18 protein-coding genes and 1 pseudogene are annotated in these 19,561 nt (G+C 69.7%); 9 read left to right on the forward strand and 10 right to left on the reverse strand.

The window, feature by feature from the left end:
• Positions 1–58: 58 nt before the first annotated feature.
• A complete protein-coding gene (locus tag ACQEVM_RS16690) occupies positions 59–748 on the reverse strand; it encodes a hypothetical protein (protein ID WP_433079435.1) in 690 nt (229 codons plus the stop codon).
• A 480-nt stretch (positions 749–1,228) separates the two neighbouring features.
• Between ACQEVM_RS16690 and ACQEVM_RS16695 the strand changes: the two genes are divergently transcribed.
• A complete protein-coding gene (locus ACQEVM_RS16695) occupies positions 1,229–2,533 on the forward strand; it encodes a DUF2254 domain-containing protein (RefSeq protein ID WP_433079437.1) in 1,305 nt (434 codons plus the stop codon).
• Between the two features lie 113 nt (positions 2,534–2,646).
• Here ACQEVM_RS16695 and cynS read toward each other — a convergent pair whose 3' ends face one another.
• Together cynS and ACQEVM_RS16705 are read right to left on the reverse strand one after the other, a co-directional pair.
• On the reverse strand, positions 2,647–3,117 hold the full coding sequence (gene cynS, locus ACQEVM_RS16700; RefSeq protein ID WP_433079439.1) for a cyanase: 471 nt from the start codon (positions 3,115–3,117) through the stop codon (positions 2,647–2,649).
• A 150-nt stretch (positions 3,118–3,267) separates the two neighbouring features.
• Positions 3,268–3,870: a carbonic anhydrase gene (locus ACQEVM_RS16705; protein ID WP_433079441.1), complete on the reverse strand. Its 603-nt coding sequence runs from the start codon at positions 3,868–3,870 to the stop codon at positions 3,268–3,270.
• Between the two features lie 122 nt (positions 3,871–3,992).
• Between ACQEVM_RS16705 and cynR the strand changes: the two genes are divergently transcribed.
• A complete protein-coding gene (gene cynR, locus ACQEVM_RS16710) occupies positions 3,993–4,898 on the forward strand; it encodes a transcriptional regulator CynR (RefSeq protein WP_433079443.1) in 906 nt (301 codons plus the stop codon).
• Between the two features lie 184 nt (positions 4,899–5,082).
• Entirely contained in the window at positions 5,083–5,877 is a 795-nt protein-coding gene (locus ACQEVM_RS16715) for a VOC family protein (RefSeq protein WP_433080057.1), read from the forward strand.
• Between the two features lie 269 nt (positions 5,878–6,146).
• On the opposite strand, the gene ACQEVM_RS16720 is transcribed toward ACQEVM_RS16715, so the two are convergent.
• Together ACQEVM_RS16720 and ACQEVM_RS16725 are read right to left on the reverse strand one after the other, a co-directional pair.
• On the reverse strand, positions 6,147–6,401 hold the full coding sequence (locus ACQEVM_RS16720; RefSeq protein WP_433079445.1) for a hypothetical protein: 255 nt from the start codon (positions 6,399–6,401) through the stop codon (positions 6,147–6,149).
• Positions 6,398–7,276, reverse strand: coding sequence for an isocitrate lyase/PEP mutase family protein (locus ACQEVM_RS16725; protein ID WP_433079447.1), 879 nt, complete (start codon positions 7,274–7,276; stop codon positions 6,398–6,400). Before ACQEVM_RS16725 ends, ACQEVM_RS16720 begins: the two co-directional genes overlap by 4 nt.
• A 1,291-nt stretch (positions 7,277–8,567) precedes the next feature.
• Here ACQEVM_RS16725 and ACQEVM_RS16730 point away from each other — a divergent pair.
• The 4 genes and pseudogenes from ACQEVM_RS16730 (at position 8,568) to ACQEVM_RS16745 (ending at position 10,308) form a co-directional block, all read left to right on the forward strand.
• Complete coding sequence (locus ACQEVM_RS16730) at positions 8,568–8,882, forward strand: hypothetical protein (RefSeq protein WP_433079449.1); 315 nt, start codon at positions 8,568–8,570, stop codon at positions 8,880–8,882.
• A 1-nt stretch (position 8,883) separates the two neighbouring features.
• Positions 8,884–9,057, forward strand: a complete 174-nt coding sequence (locus ACQEVM_RS16735) for a peptidoglycan-binding domain-containing protein (RefSeq protein WP_433079451.1) — start codon at positions 8,884–8,886, stop codon at positions 9,055–9,057.
• Positions 9,058–9,353: 296 nt separating this feature from the next.
• Positions 9,354–9,578: pseudogene (locus ACQEVM_RS16740) on the forward strand (FHA domain-containing protein); the annotation flags it as partial.
• Between the two features lie 58 nt (positions 9,579–9,636).
• Positions 9,637–10,308, forward strand: coding sequence for a hypothetical protein (locus ACQEVM_RS16745; RefSeq protein ID WP_433079453.1), 672 nt, complete (start codon positions 9,637–9,639; stop codon positions 10,306–10,308).
• A 193-nt stretch (positions 10,309–10,501) separates the two neighbouring features.
• Here the strand turns inward: ACQEVM_RS16745 and ACQEVM_RS16750 are convergent, their stop codons facing one another.
• From ACQEVM_RS16750 to ACQEVM_RS16770, 5 genes are all read right to left on the reverse strand, one after another.
• Positions 10,502–12,631 (reverse strand): family 20 glycosylhydrolase, encoded by a 2,130-nt coding sequence (locus tag ACQEVM_RS16750; protein WP_433079455.1) that lies wholly within the window; start codon positions 12,629–12,631, stop codon positions 10,502–10,504.
• A 108-nt stretch (positions 12,632–12,739) separates the two neighbouring features.
• Positions 12,740–13,657, reverse strand: a complete 918-nt coding sequence (locus ACQEVM_RS16755) for a carbohydrate ABC transporter permease (protein WP_433079457.1) — start codon at positions 13,655–13,657, stop codon at positions 12,740–12,742.
• A complete protein-coding gene (locus ACQEVM_RS16760; protein ID WP_433079459.1) occupies positions 13,657–14,571 on the reverse strand; it encodes a carbohydrate ABC transporter permease in 915 nt (304 codons plus the stop codon). Before ACQEVM_RS16760 ends, ACQEVM_RS16755 begins: the two co-directional genes overlap by 1 nt.
• 35 nt (positions 14,572–14,606) lie before the next feature.
• Positions 14,607–15,875 (reverse strand): extracellular solute-binding protein, encoded by a 1,269-nt coding sequence (locus tag ACQEVM_RS16765; RefSeq protein ID WP_433079461.1) that lies wholly within the window; start codon positions 15,873–15,875, stop codon positions 14,607–14,609.
• Positions 15,876–16,516: 641 nt separating this feature from the next.
• On the reverse strand, positions 16,517–17,317 hold the full coding sequence (locus ACQEVM_RS16770) for a DeoR/GlpR family DNA-binding transcription regulator (RefSeq protein WP_433079463.1): 801 nt from the start codon (positions 17,315–17,317) through the stop codon (positions 16,517–16,519).
• 375 nt (positions 17,318–17,692) lie between these two features.
• Between ACQEVM_RS16770 and ACQEVM_RS16775 the strand changes: the two genes are divergently transcribed.
• Positions 17,693–18,631 (forward strand): ROK family protein, encoded by a 939-nt coding sequence (locus tag ACQEVM_RS16775; protein ID WP_433079465.1) that lies wholly within the window; start codon positions 17,693–17,695, stop codon positions 18,629–18,631.
• Positions 18,628–19,560, forward strand: coding sequence for a 1-phosphofructokinase family hexose kinase (locus ACQEVM_RS16780; RefSeq protein ID WP_433079467.1), 933 nt, complete (start codon positions 18,628–18,630; stop codon positions 19,558–19,560). The genes ACQEVM_RS16775 and ACQEVM_RS16780 overlap by 4 nt, the downstream gene beginning before the upstream one ends.
• Position 19,561 lies beyond the last annotated feature (1 nt).

The raw sequence follows: 19,561 nt of genomic DNA on the forward strand, positions 1-19,561 counted from the left end.
GCCCAACCGTCCGTGTCACCGGGGCCGACGGCGGGCGGATGAACCCACGGGGCCGCCGTCAGGCGAACACGTTCACGGCGCGGGCCACGACGAGGCCGAGGATGAGCAGCGAGACGAGGGCCTGGACGCCCATGGCGATCTTTGCCCAGGAGGCCAGCGGCATGACGTCGGTGGGGCTGAAGGCAGTGGCGTTGGTGAGTGCGAGGTAGAGGTAGTCGACGTAGCGCGGTCGCCAGTGCGTGGCACTCAACTCGGGGCTGAGCTGTTGGGGAAAGGCCAGCTGCGGGGTGCCCGGCATGCGGTGTGCGCGCGCGGCGGCACCGCCACTGTCGAGTTCGAAGTACATCAGCGAGAACGCGAGAATCGTGCAGGCCCAGACCGTACCCCCCGCCTGCAGCAGGCTGGCCGCGGAATCGGTCTCCCTTCCGCCGTGAATGAGGTCGTCGACCAGTCGGATCGTCGACCACACGGCGCTGCACGCCAGGACGCCGACCAACGCGATCGAGGCGGCGCGCAGAGCGGTCGAGCGCCGGCTGATCCGGCCGGGATCACCCGCGATCAGCGCCACCAGAAGCAAACCCTCGATCACGGGAAGCACCCAGCCCGGCGCGAGACGCAGGTCGTCGGGCAGCAACAACGTCAGCACGATCGCCGCCACGACGGCGCCGGCCATGGGCCAGCGGGACTCACCGACCACCACCTGGGCGTGCTGCTCCGCGTACGCACCACGAGCACCCTCTCGCGTCACCTGGGGCGCTCCTGACGGTCACCGCGGTACGGTGCGCGGAGCGGAACCGCGCCACGCCCTCGCCGAGGGCGCGGAAGCGGGACGGCTGGATGACGGACCGGTAGCGGACCGGAACGTCGGCAGTTTCGAGCGGCGAGCCACGGCATGGACAGATGGTCGCGCAGATCGCGCACCCGGCGGTGACGACGCGCCCCTGCCCGCCCCCACTCGAAGCAAGTCCGCTCACCCTGCCCGGCGGCGTTGCCCCGGCGGCCGTCGTGCCGCCCACGGCCTCCGCGGCCACTCCTTCACACCTGCGGTCCTCATGGCTCCGACCGGGCGAAGCGATCCACCGGCCGGCCGTACGGCGGCCCTTCCCGCATGCCACCCGACGCTTTGGATGATTGCCTGGCCCCCTCTGCCGGTCCGACCCCGTCTCCGACTGCCGCGTACCGGTCTCACCGTTCGGAAGGGCGGACGCATGGGCGTCGTGAGCGCGCCGTGATCTCCTGGGCGTCCGCGTTCAGGCTGCGGCAGTACGTCAAGGCAAGCCTGTGGATCGTCCCCCTGTTCGGAATCGTCCTGGGCGTGGTCCTCGCCGAATGCGCCATCGCCGCCGACAGGGCGGACTGGCCGCCGAACGGCTGGCACTACTCGGCCACCACGGCGAGCGGCGTACTCAGCGCCATCGTCGGGGCGATGGTGGCGTTGCTCGGATTCGTCGTCACCATCGGTGTCCTGGTGGTCCAACAGGCGACCGGCACCCTGTCCCCGCGGTACATGCGCCTGTGGTACCGGGACCGGCTGCAGAAGGCGGTGTTGGCCACCTTCACGGGGACATTTGCCTTCGCGTTCTCCCTCCTGCGCAGCATCGAGTCGAACTCCGTGCCCGACCTCGGCGTCACGCTCGCCGGCGCGGCGGTCGCCGTCAGCCTGCTGCTCCTGCTCGTCTACCTCAACCGGTTCACCCACAACCTCAGGCCTGTGGCCATCGCCGACCTGGTCGGACGCATGGGGGAGAACGTCCTCACCCACGGGGCCGCGATCATCCGGGGCGCCGAGCCGCGCGCCGACGCCCCCGTACCGTCAGGCGATCCTGTGATGAGCATCGGATCCGAACGAGGCGGCGCCATCCAGGCCTTCAACGTGGCCGCGCTGGTGGCGGAAGCGACACGACACGACTGCACCTTCGTCGCACGGCACCTGATCGGCGACTTCGTACCGCCCGGCACCGCCCTCGTGGAGGTCCACGGCGCTGAGCCCTCGCCCGATCCGCAGTACGTGATCGGGCTCATCGCCCTCGGCGCCGAACGAACCATCGAACAGGACCCCGCCTTCGCCCTCCGGATCCTCGTGGACATCGCCGTCCGGGCGTTGTCGCCGGCGGTGAACGACCCCACCACCGCGGTGCAGGTCCTCAACCACATCGAGTCCTTCCTGCACACGACGGGGAACAGCGAACTACCCGGCCGTTACGTGTTGGCCGACGACCAGGGCCGGCCGCGCCTCGTACTGCGGGGGCGCGACTGGGAGGACTACCTCCAGCTCGCCGTCTGCGAGATCCGTGAGTACGGCGCCCCGTCCATCCAGGTCTGCCGGCGGCTCCGTGCCCTGCTCGAAGGGCTCCTCGAGAGACTGCCCCCGGCGCACCTGCCCGCCGTGCGCGCGGAACTGGAGCTGCTACGGGAGGCGGTGGAACGGAAGTTCGCCGATCCGGCCCGCCGCGCCCTCGCACACACGGCGGACAGCCAGGGCATCGGCGGCCGCCACCGGCCCGGAGAGCGGACTCCGCAGGGCGAGCCGTGATGCCGGGGGATGCCACCGCGGGAGCGAGGGCGAAGTGGTGAACGGGAACGCGGATGGTCACCCCCACCGGCCGTGGTTCGCCCGCGTGCGCGCGCCGGACGCGGCCACACTCCTCAGAAGGGCCTGGTCGGCAGGTACTTGCCGTCCAGGGTGATGACCGCGCGCTCGCCGCCTTCGGGGTCGGCGACCTTCCGCACGTCCAGCCTGAAGTTGATCGCGGAGATGATGCCGTCCCCGAGCTGCTCGTGGACCAGGGCCTTGAGCGTGGTGCCGTAGACCTGGAGCATCTCGTGGAAGCGGTAGATCGTCGGGTCGGTGGGGACGCCACCGGGGAGGGAACCGCGGATCGGGATGGTCTGCAGCAGCATCGCGTCATCCGCGTCCAGACCAAGAAGCTCGGCCACGGCCTCGGCCGAAGCCGTGGGCAACGGGTGCTGGCCGAGGACGGCGGCGGTGACGAAGGCGACCGACAGGCCGGAGACGTCGGCGATCTGCTGCCAGGACAGATCCTTGCGGATCTTGGCGTCAACGGCCTTGTTGGCCAGGGCCTGACGAGCGGTGTTGTCGAACTGGGCGTGCACCATGAGGAGAAGGTCCTTTTCGGGAGTGCCGTTCACCGGGAGTGCGGTGAACGACGGTTCCAGGGGTGGGGGAGGCGACCCGGGGCGGCCCCGGGGCGGAGGTGCCGGAGCGGCATGGAGCGGGGCGCCCGGAGCCGGCTCGGCGGCCGGGAATCAGGCGGTGAGGGCTGCGGCTCGGCCGGTGGCGTCGAGTTCCGCCACGGCCCCCGTGCGGATGTCGAAGACCCAGCCGTGCAAGGTGACCGTCCTGGCGGCCAGGGCGCGGGCCACCGAGGGGTGGGTGGCCAGGTTCGCCATCTGGGCGCGCACGTTCTCACGTACCAGCGCCTCCACGGCCCGTGCTCCGGTCTCGCCGGTGGTACGGGCCCGGGAAGCGTCCGCGTGGCGCAACCAGTCGGCCACGGCGGGCGCGCCGCTCAGGTCGTGGCGCTCTGCGAGCGCGGTCATCGCTCCGCACCCGGAGTGGCCGCAGACCACGATCTCGGAGACGTCGAGGACGGCGACCGCGTACTCGACACTGGCCGCGACGCCGTCCGGGCCGGGAGCGTGGGCGGGGACGAGGTTCCCGGCGGTGCGGATGACGAACAGTTCGCCCGGCTCGCTCTGGGTGATCAACTCCGGGACGACTCGGGCGTCGGAGCAGCCGATGAACAACGTTCTCGGCCGGTGGGTCGAGGCGAGCTCGGCGAAGAGGCCGGCCCTGGCCGGGTAGACGTCGCGCCGGAAGCGCGCGACGCCTTCTGTGAGGTCGTCCATGGTCACTCCTTCGGTGGTCGCCAACCCTTCCGGGCTGACGCATTCCACCCTGCATGAGCTGCACCCATAGTGTCCAAGACGCAGTGACCATAAATGCCATCGATGGCATCTATGGTTGGTACATGGCTCCGGAACTTCGTCACCTGCGCTACCTGCTCGCCGTCGCGGAGCACGCCGGCTTCACCCGGGCCGCCGAAAGCCTGCGCATCTCCCAGCCCACCCTCTCCCAACAGATCAAGCAGCTCGAACGTGCCGTCGGTGTCCAGCTGCTCGACCGCACCGGCCGCACCGTCCGTCTCACCGACGCCGGTGAGGCCTACGCGCACTACGCCCGCAGGGCCCTCCACGAAGTGGCGGCGGCCGAACGCGCCGTCGAGGACGTCGCCGACCTCTCCCGCGGCCACCTGCGCCTTGCCGTCACCCCCACCTTCACCGCGTACCTCGTCGGCCCCCTGGCCTCCGCACTTCACACCCACCACCCCGGCATCACCCTGGACGTGCGGGAGATGGCCCAGGACCGCATCGAAACCGACCTGCTGGCCGACGACCTCGACCTCGGCATCGCCTTCCAGGGCCCCCACCTGACCGGCATCACCGGCACCGCCCTGTTCACGGAGACACTCAGCCTCGTCACCGGCGCCGACCGACCCGGAGGGGGTGACGTGCAGCCACTGCCCGTACGAGACCTCGCCGCACGTCAACTGGCTTTGCTGAGTGGTGATTTCGCGACCCGTGGCCATATCGATGCCTACCTCACCGCCCACAGGGTGCAGCCACGCATCGCGGTGGAGGCCAACTCCATCCAGGCCCTGACCGAAATCGTTCAGCGTACCGACCTGGCCACCGTCCTGCCCGACGCCATCACCCACGACCATCCCCGCCTCGTCCCCGTCAGGGTGGAGCCGGCCCTCCCCGCCCGCACGGTCGCTCTCCTGCGACGCGAGAACGCCTACGAGAGCGCGGCTGCCCGCGCCTTTGCCGGCCTCATCCACGACCACATCCGTCACCGCGACTACGCCCCGGCCTGATGGGCGATGGCCACACACGGCCGAACAGACGTCCTCGTGCGGGTCGGGGCCCGCGCGGGCGTCGCCACCGGAGGCCGACCCCGGCGAGCGGCGTCACCCGTACGGCCCGGTTCGGGGTGTGGGGGGCGGGTAGGGGACGGCCCGTCCTTCCCCCGCGTCACAGACGGAGGCATACGTGCCCGACATGAACGGCCCCTACAAGCCCGGCACCCCGTGCTGGATCGACCTGATGGTTCCCGACCAGCAGGCGGCCATCGACTTCTACCGCGACCTCTTCGGCTGGCAGGGCGAGGTCGGGCCCGCCGAGCAGGGCGGGTATGCCGTGTGCACCCTCAAGGGCAAGCCGGTCGCAGGGATCATGAAGGCCATGAACCCGGACGGCAGCGTCCCGGACCCGCTGCCGCCGACGGTGTGGACCACCTACCTGTCCACCGACAACATCGACGGCACCCTCAAGTCCGTCAGGGACGCGGGCGGCACGGTCATGACGGGCCCGATGGACGTCATGGACCTCGGCCGGATGGCCGTGCTCGCCGACCCGACGGGCGCGGTCGTCGGCCTGTGGCAGCCGGGCACCTTCGACGGTGCGGGCATCGTCAACGAGCACGGCGCGCTCATCTGGAACGAGCTGACCACCGCGGATCTCCCGGCCGCCTCCGCGTTCTACTCCTCCGTCCTGCCCGTCACCACGGCCCGCTCCGAGATGCCCGGCGCCGAGGGGTACATCGAGTTCAAGGTCGACGACCGCGCGGTCGGGGGGATGATGGACCTGTCGAAGCTCCCGCCGGGTGTTCCCCCGCACTGGCAGCCGTACTTTCACGTGGACGGCGTCGACGACGTCCAAGCCGCGGCCGTCCGTGCCGGCGGCAGCGTCCTCGCCCCCGCCTTCGACATGGCGGCCGGTCGGATGGCCGTCCTCGCAGACCCGCAGGGCGGAGCCTTCTCGGTGATCACCGCGTCCACTCCCGAGCAGCCCTGATCCTCGAAGGTCACACCGCCCCGCCGCGTCCCGGAGCACCTCACGCCCAGGGACCGGCGGGGCGGTGGCGGGCACCGCGCACAGGGGACGAACCGCCATCCCCGGTGCGCGGTGACGGATCGATGCCGGGTGTCGCGCGGCCCGCCACCGATCCGAAAGGGACGGCCCGGTCGGGCTGCCCTTCCTCCTGCGCGGGAAGGGCGGGCTCCCACGCGCCTGGCTCCTTCGGTCACCTTGGCGGGATCGCCGCCGGACGCGCCCGGAGGCCGTCAGTCGCCGTCCTCTGCGGAGGTGCCCCTGTTGAGGAGGGTGGCGAGCACGTCGACAGCGCTGCCGTCGTGGTCGCTTCCCGCGGTGCCGCTGCCGCTCTGGAGGTTGGCGCTGCGGTCGACTTCCAGGATGGAGTCGGAGTGGGAGTTGTCGAGGACCGTAATGAGGCTTCCTTCGGCTGCGGCGGGCGGGGCGGCGGCTCCGAGGACCGCGACGGCGAGGTAGGCGGCGGCCCGCACTCGGGTGCGGGTCATGCGATCACGTCCGCGTTGTCCCGTGTGGCCGGCAGGGTGTGGTGGCGGCCGATGTTCTTGGCCACGAGGCGGGTGGACTCGGTGACCCCGATCTCCTGACCGTCCTGATTGGCGGGCAGGCGTCCGTCGGCGAGACGGAGTTCGGCGAGGGCGGTGTCCATCGCCCGATGGGCGGCGAACAGGCAGGGGGTGCTGTAGATCGCCACGTCGACGCCGAGGTCGGTGAGCTCGGTGAGGGAGAGGCGGGGCGACTTGCCGCCGGCGATCTGGTTGAACAGCAGGGGCTTGCCGCCGACCACCTTGCGGATCCGCTCGATCCATTCGATGCTGCGCACTCCGTCCACCAGGACGACGTCGGCGTCGGTGGCGGCCAGCACTTCCGCGCGGTGGAGGATGTCGGCCTCCTCGGTGGCGTCGGTGCGGGCGACGACGACCAGGTCCTTGCGGGTGGCGAGGACCATGGCGAGCTTGTCGAGGTACTCGTCGAGCGGCAGGACCTGCTTGCCGTCGGCGTGCCCGCACCGACGTGGCCGCTTCTGGTCCTCCAGGATGACGCCGGAGGCGCCGGCCCGCTCAAGGCCCTCGACGACGTGACAGGCCACCTCGGGGTCCACGTACCCGTCGTCGATGTCGACCAGCAGGTGGTGCTGGGGGAAGGCGCCGCGCAGCCGCTGGACGAAGCCCATCATGTCGGGCCAGGCGATGAACCCGATGTCGGGCAGGCCGTAGTGGGAGGCCGCGAAGCCGAACCCGGAGACGAACATCCCGTCGTAGTGTCCGGCGGCCACGGACGCCGAGTACATGTCGTACACGCCGATCAGCGGCGTCGTGCCCGGCTTCGCGATCTCTTCCCGCAGCGTGGTCCCGTAACTCATGGTCAGACTCCTTCGAGGAGGGCTATGGGCATCGAGGGGTGCAAGCGGGCCGCGACATGGCGGCGCTTTACCCAAACCAGATCATTTCCTGACCTTTTCCTGGGGAACGGTTACTGCGCCGAGCGCCTCACGCCAACGGCGTAGCGCTTTCATCACGGAAAGGTCCCTGCGCCAGTCGGCTTGGCAGCCGCCGAGGGTCGGCGGGCTCGCGGGCAGTGGTGCGCCGGCGGGCCCGTCGGCCGCACTCGCCCCTTCGCCCCGTCCGCCCGGGCAAGAGTGTTGAGTTCTGTTTGAACGGGGATGCTTGATGGGCTCCGCCTTGTGGTCGGAGCCCTGACTCGATCGCCGGATGAGGTGGTGACGCGTCCTCAGGCGGTCGGCAGGCGGTCGGCCGCATCGGAACTGACGAGGTGCCTTTCCCGTCGAAAGTCCCGTGGGGATACGCGTTGAGAACTGTTGAGTTATGGGCGAGTTCGCGGGTAATCTGGACCGCTGGTCGCTCCCCACCCGCAGTCACCTCCGTGGCTGCTCTTCGCGCCCATGCCCACTCCCCACGCACTGCCGTCGAGATCCGAGGCGATGTGTCTTCGCAACCACGAGGATGGTTCATGTCCCAGCCTTACAGCCGTCGCCGTCCGATGGGCGTTGTCAGGCCGAGGGGGTGGTGAGGGGAGCCACGTCGATCGGGACCGCCGTCGCGAAGGCACCTGTAACCGGTCCGTTCGCGAGCGGCTTCGACTCTGGCGGGCCGACGTCGTGATGGGGGCGTCGCCGCAGGCGCAGTTCTCGCGCCGGCGGCACGCCGCTGAGCCCGCCCGGTGGTCTCCATGACCACCGGCAATGGCAAGGGAGGGATTTCAGTGAGTGTGGAACGCTGCCCGGATTGCGGGATGGCCGGCGCCGCCTGCCGGTGCGCACCGGCTGCGGGTTTCGAGCCCCTGCGGATCCGTCCGTACGTGACGTTGCCCGACCCCGGCGAGTCGGAGGTCCCGACGTATGCGTCACCGAAATCGGGGGCGGTGGCGGCGCCGCAATGGGACACCCCGGCGTACGGAGTTCCCGTGCCGCCGGGGCATCTGGCGTGGTCGGAACCCACCCCGCACGCCGCCGACTTGGTTCCCCTCCAGCCGGCCCGCCAGGTGAGTGTCCCTGGAAGGGGTGGGCCGATCGCGGGTTCGAGGAGGGCGGCCCGCAGGTCCGAGGAGCGCACGATCCGCGCTTTCCGGCGGCCGGCTCCGCTTCTGCTTGCCGCCACCGTGGTGATCGCGGTGGGCGGCGCCGCCGTGACCTTGTGGGCACCGGCCTCCTCCGGTCAGGACGTCATGCTTCCGGATGCCGGGCCGTCGGCTCTCACGGCGAGCCCGGTCCTGCCCGGGTCCTTCCCGACGCCCTCCGCGAGATCGTCCGGCTCTTCGATTCCCCCTTCGCGTTCCCCGTCGCCGAGCGCCTCCCGCTCGGCGTCACCGTCAGCCTCTCCCGACTCCTCCCGTTCGCCGTCCCGTTCTGCTTCGCCGAGCCCGCCACCGAGCGCGAGCCGTTCTCCCAGTCCCGGGCCGCCGCCCCCCACACGGGCGCCGACCTTGCGGTACGGGGACTCGGGCCCTGAGGTGAAGAGACTGCAGAGACTGCTGTTCGCGCATGGCCTGTACAAGGGCAAGCCCAACGGCCTGTTCGACTCGGCGGTCAGGAAGGCGGTGTGGGAGTTCCAGGTCGATCGGGGCGTCGATGACGACGGTCGGGGCACCTACGGGCCGGCGACCCGTCGGGCGCTGGAAGGATAGGGCCACGCCGGCGGAGGTGGCGTGGCCCTCACCGGATCCTCGACCGAGACCCTTGAGCCGAGCAAGCCGTGCCCCCGAGGCCTTCCTCGGGAGTGCTTCCGTGCCGATGAGACGACCCTTGAAGCGCGTTCGACGCAGACCGTCCGAGTGAAGACGACCGCCGAGTGAAGACCTGAGAAGAGGCCTGCGGTGATGACGCAGGGGAAGGGGAAGCGTGGCCATGCCGACCTGCCCGAACGGGCAGCAGTCCGCCTCCGAGGGCCGGTGCGAGGTCTGCGGCCTCCGCATGGCTGCCGCCACGAGCCGCCCCCGCGGCGCCTTCCGCGTACTCGCCCGAGCAGCATCTCGCGCTCTCCGGCGGTCAGATCACCATCGGCCGGCGGCGCGCCTCCTCGGGCGAGTCCCCGGACATCGACCTCCCGGTGCCCCCCGAGGAACCGATCCAGCCGTACGTCCCGATCCCCCTCGGCGACGGCGACCAGGTCCACATGGGCGCCTGGACCACGATCACCGTGGCGAGGCCGGCGGCGGCCCGACGGGCAGCTCGGAGTGGAGGGGAACGGATGCTGAGGACGCTGCTTGACCAGTGGACGGCGAATCAGGAGCAGAAACGGGAGATCGCTGCCCAGAAGTGGGAGCAGGAGAAGCGCTGGCGGGAGGAAGACCGCGAGGAGAGGCGCAAGAGGGAAGCGGCGGAGAACCGGCTTCTGCTACGGAAAACAAGCGGAGCAGAGGGCGGAAGCGGAGCGTCGCAAGGAGACGGACGCGATCTTGACACGCTGGCACCTGGACGTCATGAAGAGGGCTGCCGCGGTGTCCTACGTGTCGCTGATCTGCCACGAGAACACCTGGACGTTCCTTGCTCACAAGTCCTTTGGAAACTGGGCGCCGACGTGGACCACGAGCACGGTGCAGGAGCGTGCCGGACGTGGCGGACCGGGGCCGAAGGACAAACCCTTCAGCAAGGATCCCAAGCTGTCTGTAGGCCGCATCACGAAGTTCGACAACGGTATACAGCGGATCGAGGTGTCCGGTGACAACCTGGTGAGGATCCTGGACAAGCTCTGGGACAGCTCATTCGGGTCCCACCTGTACGTCGCCATGACGGACACCTCTCCCAACAGGGCCTGGTGCGGTCCCCTCTACAAGCGGTTCAGCGATTGGCTCGAAGAGGTGGAGGCCCTGCCGGCTGATGCGCTGGGACACAGCCTGGTGCTTGACGAGAGGATTCCGCTCGCGGACCCGAGCTGAAGCGTACGGTTCTGCCGGACGTGGACGACATCGACCGCGGTCCTGGAGGGTTTCGCGGGGGCGGGGCGGGCTGGGGAACTCGCCGCCACCGTCCACGCCGCCCGTCATCCCGCTCCGAACGGCCCTGAGGCGCGTCCGGAGCGGGGAAGGGGCCGGCCCGCAGCGGGGGAAGGTCGGCCGACCCGGGTGAAGGTCAGTCGACCGTCCAACGTTGCAGCGCCGCGCCGGTGGCCTTCTGCTGGGTTACCTTGGCGCCGTCGGTGGCCGAAGTGGCCGTGAGCACCAGGCCGCTTCGGGCGGAGGCGATGGTGTGCTCGCCGTCTGCGAGCGGTGTGACCTTCCAGCGCTGGCCGATCTCGCCCGTACACGTCCGCTGAACGGCGGCGGCGCCGGACGACCTGGAGCCGTCGGCCACATCCAGGCACTTCCCGGATGACTTGTTGATCATGGTGTAGGAGCCGTCCGACTGCTTGGTGAACGTCCACGTCTGATTGCGTCCGCGGTTCGGCGCCCACAGGGCCATGGCGGCGCCGTCGGCCGTGGAACCGCCCGGGTTGTCCAGCGCCTTGCCTCCTGTCTCGACGCTGTGCGCACCCTCCACGACCTTCGTGACGCCGGGCCAGGGAATGCCCGGGGCGGGGTGGTAGCCGATACCGGCCGCGGTCCACCGCGGTGCCTGGCGGGCCAGGCGCCGGCGGAAGTCCTTCCAGTCGCGGTCGGACTGCGGGGTCCAACCGACCTCGGCGATGGCGGGCAGGCGGGGGAAACTCATGTACTCGGCGTAGGCGGAGGGTTCGGGCCAGCGGGTGGTGGGGGTCGGCAGCGCGTCGCTGCCCTCGTAGGCGCGGTCCGCCCACAGCGCGGCCTCGACGCCGGCGATCTGCCCGGCGGGGACGATCGAGCCGGTGCCGTCCGGCTTGGCGGTGGCCTTCGCGGGGTCCCACTCGTAGGACCTCTGCACCGGCACGTAGCCGGACCAGCTCAGCCCGTAGGGGGTGGACACGTCGTACTTCATGTCCAGGTAGGCGTGGTCGGAGGGAGACATGACGAACTTGGCGCCCTGGGCCACCCCGCTGCGGACGAAGCCGATGGTCTCGGTCTCCTCGGCCGTGCCGATGCTCTCCCGGTCACTCTCCTCTCCCCAGTACTGCATCAGGCTGCCTGCGGGGATCGCGGCCTGGCCGAGCTGGTGCCAGCCCATCACGGTCTTCTTCCGTGAGGTGGTCGTCGACGTGGCCGCCTCGACGTAGGCGGCGTAGCGGGAAGGGGTCGCCTGCGGGGTCTCGTCACCGCCGAGGTGAATGTAGGGGCCGGGCGTGAGCTTGGCCACCGCCTTGATGACGGTGCGCAGAAAGCGGGTGGTGTCGGCCGTGTGCCGCTCGTCCTCCAGGCAGTAGAGGCTGATGCCGACTTCGAATCCGGAGTAGGGAGGCTTCGCCTTGTCGTCACAGTTCAGCCCGGGCACCGAGGCCAGCGCGGCCCGGGTGTGGCCGGGCCCGTCGATCTCCGGCACCACGGTCATGAAGCGGGACTGCGCGTAGGCGACGATGTCCTTGTAGTCCGCCGCCGAGTAGTACCAACCGCTGCCGTGGGTGAAGCCGCTCTGCGTACTGGCACCCACCTTCGTCAGCTCCGGAATCGCGTCGATGGCGATGCGCCATCCCTGGTCGTCGGTCAGGTGCAGATGCAGAGTGTTGATCTTGTACGCCGCGGCCTGGTCGATGTAGCGCTTGACCTGGGCCACGGGATAGAAGCGGCGGGCGACGTCCAGCATCACGCCTCGGTACGCGTACCGAGGGGAGTCGGAGATCCGTACCGGGGAGACGGTCCAGGGACCAGGCGCTTTGGTGGGGGACTCCACTGCGGCCGGGAGCAGTTGGCGCAGCGTCTGCACACCGCGGAACAACCCCTCGGCTCCGTGGGCCCTCACCACGACCCCGTCCTTGTCGGACGACAGCGTGTATCCCTCGGCGCCGAGTTTCTCGGGGCCGTCGGGGTCCAGGACGACGGCCTGCTTCTGCGCCCGCGAGACCGTGACGACCGGCAGGGTGTGGCCCGTTGCCGGGGCGAGCACGCTGGCCAGGTAGGTGCCGACGCCCAGCACGGCGGGCTTCGTCGACAGGACGGCGATACGCGTCCGGGGGGTGAGCGTGAAACCCCTGCCCGCCATCGGCAGGTGGGACACAGGCTGTGGCACAAGGGCTGGGGGAGCGGCCGGGGGAGGAGCGGTCGCCGCCTCGGAGACCGTGGCCGACAGCGGGAGAGTGAGGACGACTGTGGCGAGTGCGGCGAGACATCGGCCTCGTCGGCGCAACCAGCGCATGGTTGACTCCTTCAGACGGTGTGCGGAGCCGCCCGCAGGCGGCCGGATTTCCCGCGTACGCCATCGCCGAGCCCCTCCGTGGTCGGGGCGGGCGGGGCGGCCGACGGGTCACTTGACGGATCCGGCGGTGAGACCGGAGACGACCTTCCGCTCGATGAGCGCGAAGAGGACGACGACGGGCACGATCGCGATGACCGAGCCGGCGAACAGGTAGTTCCACTGAACGGTGTAGTTGCCGATGAAACTGTTGATGCCGACCGTCAGCGGTTGACTCTCCGGGATGGTGGAGAGGGTGAGGCCCATGACGAATTCGTTCCACGCCGAGATGAAGGTGAAGATCATCGCGGTGACGACTCCCGGCATCGCCAGGGGCAGGGTGATGCGCAGCAGCGCTCCCGCCCTCCCCAGGCCGTCGATCATGGCCGACTCTTCGAGGGCTTCGGGGATGGAGGCGAAGTAGGCGGTGAGGATCCAGATCGCGAAGGCCAGATTGAAGGCCGCGTTGCAAAGGATCAGGGTCCATACGGAGTTGAGCATGCCCAGCTGGTAGAACTCGCGGTAGAGACCGACGAGCAGCGACGTGGGCTGGAACATCTGCGTGACGAGGACCAGCAGAAGGAAGAGCCTGCGGCCCCGGAACCTCATGCGCGCGGTGTAGTACGCGGCGGGGATGGCGACCAGCAGGACGAGCAGGGTGGATCCCGCGGCGACCAGCAGCGTGACCCGGAGGTTGTCCCCGAGGTGAGACTCGCGCCATACGTTGACGAAGTTCGTCCACTCGAACTCGGCCGGCAGATAGCCGGCGTCGCGCAGTTCGCGCGCCGGCCGCAGCGCGGTGATCACCATCTCCGCGTACGGGAAAAGGAACACGGCCGCCAGCAGCCATGCGACGGCGGCGACCAGCAGGGTCCGCGCGCGCAGGGTGCGCGGAGGTCGTGACGTGCCGGGGCGGGTGCCGTCGGTCCGGGAGCGGGAGACCGAGGCGGGCCGAGCGGGCTTCGAAGGGGTGAGGGTGTGTGGGGCCATCAGCTCTCCTCCTGGTTCCAGCGGCCGACCTTGAGGAAGAGGACGACCATGACCACGACGAGAGCGAAGTTCACGACGGACATCGCCGCGGACTGGCCGATGTCGGAGTTCTTGAGCTGGTACATGAACACGGTGGTGGTGGCGGTGTCGCTGTCCGGGCCACCGCGGGTCATGCTCCAGATGATGGGGAACGAGTTGAAGACGTTGATCAGGTTGATGACGACACCGACGAGGAACGCCGGCCGCAACAGCGGGAGGGTGATGCGCAGATACGTCTGCCAGGTGTTGGTGCCGTCGACCTTCGCCGCCTCGTAGACCTCGTCCGGGATGGTCTGTAGTCCCGCGAGCAGGGTGTAGGTGGTGAAGGGGAGGGAGACGAAGACGGCGACGAACATCATCCAGGGCCAGGCCGTCGAGGGGTCGCCCAACCAGTCCTTGGGGCCGTCGATGAGCCCCAGGTCGCTCATGAGCGTGTTCAGGACGCCGGCGGTCTGATTGAGCATCCACTTGAAGCCGATGGCGGTCATCACGACCGATGCGGCCCAGGGTGCGATGAGGGCCCAGCGGGTGACGCGCCGGCCGGGAAACCTCTGATTGAAGAGCTGGGCCAACGCCAGCGAGGTCACCATGGTGGCGGTGACCACGACCACGGTCCACACCAGGGTCGACACGACGACCGAGGGCAGTGACGATTCGTCGAACAGCTGCTTGTACTTGTCGAGTCCGGCCGAGCCCCGGACGAATCCGCTGCTGCTGATCTTCAGGAACGAGGTGCGGACCATCTCGTAGACCGGCCAGAGTACGACCAGGACGATGAGCAGGACGGCGGGCCCGATCCAGGGCAGGGGCCCCAGTCGGGCCAGACCGCCCCGGCCCTTGCGGCCAGAGCCGGCCGTGGAGGAAGTGGGGGACACGAGGGTGCCTTTCGTGACGGTGCGGTTCGCGTGGCCTACTGGTCGGAAACCGCGTCCTCGGCCTTCTTCTGCAGTTCGCCCAACACCTTGGCCGGGTCGTTCACGGCCGTGCCACCGCTCTTCTTGATCTCGGCGGAGACGGCGTCCCAGGAGGTGTCGCCGAGCGGGTAGAAGGCCGCGTTCGGCAGCAGCGCGAAGAAGGGCTCGAGGTCCTTGTGCCTGCCGTTGCCGGTCATCTCCTGGAGCGTGTCCTTGGTGACCGGCATCAGGTTGTACAGCTCATCGAACTTCAGCGTGTTCTCCTTCGAGTACGCGAAGTCGAGGAACTCACGAACCTCAGCCTTGTGGCCGTTGTCCTTGAACGCCATCATCCAGTCGGCGACACCCAGCGTGGACTTGAGCGCGCCCGTTCTTCCGGGGATGGGCACGACGCCGTAGTCGACCTTGCCGTCCTTGGACATCCGGATCAGCGAAGGGTGGCCGTTGAGCATCGCGGTCTTACCGGCTGCGAAGTCCGCGAACGCGGTCTTGCGGTCCGTCGTCGCGGGGTTGGCGTAGGTCAGGCCGGGAGTGACGAGGTTGGCCTTCAGCCAGATGAACGACTCGACGTTGGCCTGACTGTTCAAGGTGTAGGTGCCCTGGGCGTCCGTGAACCCACCGCCGTTGCCGAACTCCCACATCAGTGACTCGCCTTGGGCCTCCTCGGGACCGAGTGGCAGCGCGTAGGGAGTCACGCCCGGCACCGTCGCCTTGATCTTCTCGGCTGCGGCCTTGAGGTCGCCCCAGGTCTTCGGCGCCTCGGTGACGCCGGCCTTGGCGAAGACGGTCTTGTTGTAGAAGAAGGCCCGTGCCGAGGAGACGAAAGGTATGCCGTACCGCGTGCCGTCGACCTCACCCGCCTTGGCGAAACCGTCGATCAGGTTGGCGCGGGTCTTCTCCGACAGAACCTCGTCCGCCTTGTACAGCAGATCGTCGGCGACCTTGTCCGCGTAACCGCCGGTCTGTAGGACGTCCGGGACGTTACCGCTCTGGATCATCGTCTTGACCTGGGAGTCGATGTCGTTCCAGTTGATCACCTGGACGTCCACTTTGATCTTCGGGTGGGCGGCGGTGAAGCGCTGCGCCACGTCGTTCCAGTAGGCCGTCGAGCTGTTCGAGGCCTTGTCGCCGTAGTCGGCGGCCACCAGCTTGAGCGTCACGTCCCGGCCGTCCGGTGCGCCGCCGCCGGTGTTGCCGCCGCAGGCCGTGAGGGTGAGTGCTCCGAGGGTGCAGGTGCATGCCGCCACGAACATCCGCTTGTTCATCGTCAGTACCGCCTTTTCTCCTGGCCGGCCGAGATGACACGGCCCATTGGGGTCCGGGACTACGGCAGATTCGGAGCGTGCGCACATCTGAAGTATCCAAATGCTTTTCGCTCATAAACGAGCATCTGCTGTGGGCAGAGTAAACACGAGGGAGGAGGTTCAGAACCAGACCTGTTACGCAAAAGATGCCTTCCGAGCAAGGGGCGACGTCGGCAGGCCTGCGCGGGAGCGGCTGGGAGGGCTCGAACCGGGCGCCCACTGCCGGGCAAGGGCCGCTCGCGCGGCCCGTGTTGCCGACCGTCGCAGGCGCGCCCTTGCCCTTTGGCGGCAGCGAGCCGAACCAGACGTCGGCGGTTTGCGCGGCGGCAGCGACTACGAGGCTTCCAGGTGCGAGGCCCAGAGGTACGGGGCCTCCGGGTGTGGGGCTTGCGGGTGTGGGGCCTCCGAGGACGGGGCCTCCGGGTGTGGGCAGGCCCGTTTCGCGGGCGCACCCCGGAGGCCGTACGGGGAGGACTCGGCCGCTGCTGCGAAGGCGGGCGCAGGTGCGCGGCAGGAGGAGGCGTGCCCGGCACCTCGGGGTCGACGGGCCACCCGGGACCACCTCCGGCTTGGTGGCGGAGGTGCGTGAACAGGAGGGGGCGTCAGACGGTGAGCACCTCGATACCCGCCTCGGTGAGCCGCGCGGCCATCTCGGGAGCGATGCCGGAGTCGGTGACTATCACGTCGATCCGGTCCAGGCCGCAGATTCTGGCGAAGGCGCGCTTGCCCATCTTCGAGGAGTCCGTCGCGAGGATCACCTTCCGGGCGCGCTCCGCGAAGAGCCTGCTGATGCCGGCCTCGTCCTCGTGGTGTGTCATGACGCCGAGCTGCGGATCCACACCGTCGACGCCGAGCACGGCGACATCCAGCACCACCTGGTTCAAGACCCCCTCCGTCAGCGGGCCCACCAGCTCATAGGTCTGGGGGCGCGCGACCCCGCCGGTCAGCACGATCTTGAACTGCGGACGCACGGCCAGTTCACCCGCGATGTTCAGCGCGTTGGTGACGACCGTGTAGATCGGCCCCGAGGGGCTCTCCCTCCGCTCGGCCGCCGATCCGCCCGCCCGGAGCACCAGCGCCCGGGCCACCTCCGTGGTGGTGGTGCCACCGTTGAAGCCGACGACGTCACCCTCGCTCAGCAGGTCTGCCACGGCGTTGGCGATGCGCTGCTTCTCCGTGACCCGCCGCGAGGACTTGTAGCGCAGCGGAAGCTCGTAGGAGACACCGTGCGCAATGGCTCCTCCACGTGTGCGGACGAGCAGCTTCTGCTCGGCCAGTTCGTCGAGGTCGCGGCGGATGGTCGCCGGCGACACCGCCACCGCAGTGGCCGCCTCCTCCACGTCCAGCTTGCCGTCGACCGCGAGCAGTTCCATCAGCTTGCTCCACCGCTCCTGCTTTGACATGCCCCGCATCCCCTCTGTGCCTTGGAACCTCGAATGGCGCGCACCGAGGGCGAGGGCCGCCGGAGCGGTCTGTCGGACCTCGACAGGTATGCGCGAAGTTGATCGTAACGCTGCGGTCCCGCGCACCACGTGGCGTGCGTGATTCGTGCACTCCAGGGAAGGTCGGAGGCCCGCGGCTCTGGACGCGGCGCACGGTCTCGATGAATACTGCGATCACTACTGATGCAAGAACCTGCTTGATAGAGACTGGAAACGTGCATGTTTGATCGTAGTCGTGGTTCGACATCGACTGTAAGGACAGGGGCGTCTCCGCCGTGCCCGTCCCCCTCGTCCGAAGGCCCGCCCGTGTCCGGTGACCCCTCCGGGCATGGGTGTGTGCTGGGTCTCGACGTCGGCGGCACCGGTATGAAAGGGGCGATCTTCGACCACGGCATGCGGTCGCTGGACACCGTGCGCCGGGACACGCCGCGAGCCGACGGCCCGCCCGCGGTCCTCGACGCCATGGCCGACACCCTGCTCGCTTTGGACCGGATGGCCGCCCGGCGAGGGCTGTCAGTGCACCACGCGGGCGTGGTGGTCCCCGGCATCGTCGACGAGGACCGGCAGAGGGCCGTCTGGTCGGCCAACATCGGCTGGCGCGATCTGCCGCTCGCGGCCCTCATGGAGGCGCGTACCGGGCTGCGCGTCACGCTGGGCCACGACGTCCGCGCGGGCGGCGTGGCCGAAGGCGCCCTCGGGGCGGCTCGCGCGGCGGCGAACGTGCTCTTCGTTGCCATAGGCACCGGAATCGCCGCCGCCCTCGTCTGCGACGGCAAGGCGATCCGATCCGGCGGATACGCCGGCGAACTCGGCCACATCGCCGTCGAGTCCGGTGGGGTGTCGTGCGCCTGCGGAAACTCCGGCTGCCTGGAGACCGTGGCATCCGCCACCGCCGTTGCGACCGCGTACACCGTGCGCACCGGGCGGACGGTGACCGGTGCGGCCGAGGTCGCGGCCTTGACCGCGCAGGGCGACCCCGTGGCGCGAGCGGTCTGGAAACGGGCGGCGGACGGACTCGCGGACGCGCTGACGATCGCCACCTCCCTGCTCGCGCCGGAGCTGATCGTGCTGGGCGGCGGCCTCGCCGAGGCCGACAGGCTCCTGCTCGACCCCGTGCGCACCGGGCTGGAAGAACGCCTCACCTTCCAACGTCGCCCCGCAATCGTCCGCGCCCGGCTGGGAGATCAGGCCGGGTGTATCGGTGCGGGTCTCGCCGCCTGGCAGGCAGCCGGGCACATCGCGGCCACCCGGCGAACAGGAGCGAGCACCCCGTGATTCTCACCGTCACCCTGAACGCCGCCCTCGACGTCACCTGGGGCGTCGACAGTCTGCGACCCCGCACCTCGCACCGGGTCGACACCGTGCACGAACGTGCGGGCGGCAAGGGAATCAACGTCGCCCGCGTGCTCGGCTTCCTCGGACACGCCCCGGTGGCGACCGGCTTCGTGGGCGGAGCCACCGGCCGCCTGATCCGAGACGGGCTGCGCACCGCGGGCATCCGGGACGCGTTCCTCGACGTGACCGGCGACTCGCGACGGACCCTCGCCGTCGTCGCGCGCGACGACGGCGACGCCACCGTCTTCAACGGGCGGGGGCCGTACGTGGGCCCCACCACATGGCGGCTCTTCGCCCGTCACTACGCCCAACTGCTCGCCGGGGTGAAGGTGGTCGTCCTGAGTGGCAGCATCCCGCCCGGCCTGCCGGCGGACGCCTACGCGCAACTGATCGACACCGCTTCGGCGGCCGGCGCGCTCACGATTCTCGACACCAGTGGTGCCGCCCTCCTCCACGCTCTGCCGGCCCGCCCCGACGTGATCAAACCCAATGCCGCCGAGGCCATGGCGGCGACGGGATGCGAGGACCCGGCACGGGCCGCCGCCATGTTGCGGGCCGGGGGAGCACGGTCGGTCGTGACATCCGTCGGGCCCGACGGCCTGCACGCGAACACCCCCGAGGGGGCCTGGCGGGCAGTGCCTCCCGAGCGACTGTCCGGAAACCCGACGGGCGCCGGCGACGCCTGTGTGGCGTCGATCGCGGCCGGGCTGGAGGCCGGATCGGCGTGGCCGGACATCCTGCGTGCCGCCGTGTCGCTGTCGGCCGCCGCGGTCCCCTGCCAGGCCGCCGGCGACGTCGACGCCGCCGTCCACCGCCGGTTCCTCTCCGCGGTCCAGGTGGAGGAAGTACGTCCGGCCCGCTCTCGCTGAT

Source organism: Streptomyces sp. CA-243310 (assembly GCF_050936775.1).
Lineage (GTDB): Bacteria > Actinomycetota > Actinomycetes > Streptomycetales > Streptomycetaceae > Streptomyces.

Coding starts and splice junctions, on each gene's coding strand:
- cynS (WP_433079439.1), bottom strand. CDS start 3,117: ATGGTGCACGCCCAGTTCGACAACACCGCTCGTCAGGCCCTGGCCAAC.
- ACQEVM_RS16705 (WP_433079441.1), bottom strand. CDS start 3,870: ATGGACGACCTCACAGAAGGCGTCGCGCGCTTCCGGCGCGACGTCTAC.
- cynR (WP_433079443.1), top strand. CDS start 3,993: ATGGCTCCGGAACTTCGTCACCTGCGCTACCTGCTCGCCGTCGCGGAG.
- ACQEVM_RS16715 (WP_433080057.1), top strand. CDS start 5,083: ATGAACGGCCCCTACAAGCCCGGCACCCCGTGCTGGATCGACCTGATG.
- ACQEVM_RS16720 (WP_433079445.1), bottom strand. CDS start 6,401: ATGACCCGCACCCGAGTGCGGGCCGCCGCCTACCTCGCCGTCGCGGTC.
- ACQEVM_RS16725 (WP_433079447.1), bottom strand. CDS start 7,276: ATGAGTTACGGGACCACGCTGCGGGAAGAGATCGCGAAGCCGGGCACG.
- ACQEVM_RS16750 (WP_433079455.1), bottom strand. CDS start 12,631: ATGCGCTGGTTGCGCCGACGAGGCCGATGTCTCGCCGCACTCGCCACA.
- ACQEVM_RS16755 (WP_433079457.1), bottom strand. CDS start 13,657: ATGGCCCCACACACCCTCACCCCTTCGAAGCCCGCTCGGCCCGCCTCG.
- ACQEVM_RS16765 (WP_433079461.1), bottom strand. CDS start 15,875: ATGAACAAGCGGATGTTCGTGGCGGCATGCACCTGCACCCTCGGAGCA.
- ACQEVM_RS16770 (WP_433079463.1), bottom strand. CDS start 17,317: ATGTCAAAGCAGGAGCGGTGGAGCAAGCTGATGGAACTGCTCGCGGTC.